Source organism: Streptomyces sp. NPDC059456 (assembly GCF_042750055.1).
Classification (GTDB): domain Bacteria; phylum Actinomycetota; class Actinomycetes; order Streptomycetales; family Streptomycetaceae; genus Streptomyces.
Window position 1 is genome coordinate 1 of record NZ_JBHYVA010001115.1, and the last position, 1,363, is coordinate 1,363.

At 75.4% G+C, this 1,363-nt stretch carries 2 protein-coding genes; both read left to right on the forward strand.

Annotated features, from left to right (window positions below):
• Positions 1–633: PP2C family protein-serine/threonine phosphatase (locus tag ACFXA3_RS42580; RefSeq protein WP_385196918.1), on the forward strand; the 633-nt coding region annotated here is incomplete at its 5' end.
• Between the two features lie 93 nt (positions 634–726).
• A complete protein-coding gene (locus ACFXA3_RS42585; RefSeq protein ID WP_385196920.1) occupies positions 727–1,119 on the forward strand; it encodes an SgcJ/EcaC family oxidoreductase in 393 nt (130 codons plus the stop codon).
• Positions 1,120–1,363: the final 244 nt, after the last annotated feature.

Consider the following 1,363-nt stretch of genomic DNA (forward strand, 5'->3'; position numbering starts at 1 on the left):
GGGGGGGGGGGGGGGGCCCCGGGCCCCCGGGGGGGGGGGTATGGTTTCTCCCGGGTGCGGAACAATACCGCCACCACCCTGCTGGTGGTCGGGGACGTGATGGGCCACGGGCTCGACGCCGCGGTGGACATGAACGCCTACCGCTCCACGCTGCGCGACGTGGCCGCGACCGACCTCGCCCCGCACCGCGTGCTGCGCCAGCTGGACGCCCTGGTGGCCGAGGACCCGGCCCGCCGGCCGGCCACCTGCCTGCTGGTACGGGTCGACCCCACGCGCGGCGTCGCGGACTTCGCCAGCGCCGGCCATCTGCCGCCGGCGGTCTTCGGAGCGGACAGCTCGGCCGCGCTGGTGGAGGTCCCCGTCGGCCCGCCGCTGGGCACCGGCATCGGCGGCTACGAGGGCGTCACCCGGGCGATCACCACCGAGGAGACCCTGCTGATGTTCACCGACGGGCTGGTGGAGCGGCGCGGCGAGGACATCGACGTGTCGCTGGCCCGGCTGGCCGGGCTGCGGCTGCCGGTGGGCGCGGCGGTGGAACAGCTGGTGGACGCCGTGGTGGCCGGCCTGGACGCCCGCCACGCCGAGGACGACGTCGCGGTACTCGCGGCCCGCATCCGCCGGCGCAGGGAGTAGGCCCGCCGGCCCGGCACCGGAACTCCGGGCGCCCGCGCGCAGGGGACCCGAGGCCTTGACCTCAAGCCGACTTGAGGTACCAGAGTGATCCACATGAACACCGAAACCGCGGACATCAAGGCCATCGAGCAGGTCGTGGCCACCGTCGAGCGCACGCAGCGCGCCAAGGACGCCGAGGGCTTCCTCGGGCTCTTCCACCCCGACGCCCTCTGGACGACCGCCCACGGCAAGGTCCTCATCGGCCTCGACGCGATCGCCGAGTTCACCCGCACGGTACTGCCGGACGCGAGCTGGGACGGCGAGGTCACGTACGAGACGGTCCACACGCAGTTCCTGACGCCGGACGTCGCGGCCGTGAAGGTCCGGCAGGTGTACCACGCGCCGGCCGGTGACACGGAGGGCGCCCCGCTCTACGTCATGACCAGGCAGCCCGACGGAACCTGGCTGCTCCACGCCGGCCAGAACACCGAAGTCCGGGCGGTCTAGGGCCCCTCGCCGGCGGGGAGCGGTGTCGGTCTGCGGGGCGGGTGCCGGTCCGGGTCCCGTGCCCCGGCCCGCGGTTCCGCGGGCGCGGCCTTCCGGCCGGTGCCGGGCCGCGTCCGGTCCACGCCGGTTCCGGCGCGTTCCGCGAGGACCCCGTTGGACGGGTTCCGCAGGGTCTCCGGCCGATGCCCGGCGGCGGCTGGAGCCTGCCCAACCGGCTCTCGGCCCTGCTCGGCCTCACCGGCCC

Excerpts from the sequence above, each read along its gene's own strand:
- ACFXA3_RS42585 (WP_385196920.1), top strand. The coding sequence starts at position 727 with ATGAACACCGAAACCGCGGACATCAAGGCCATCGAGCAGGTCGTGGCC.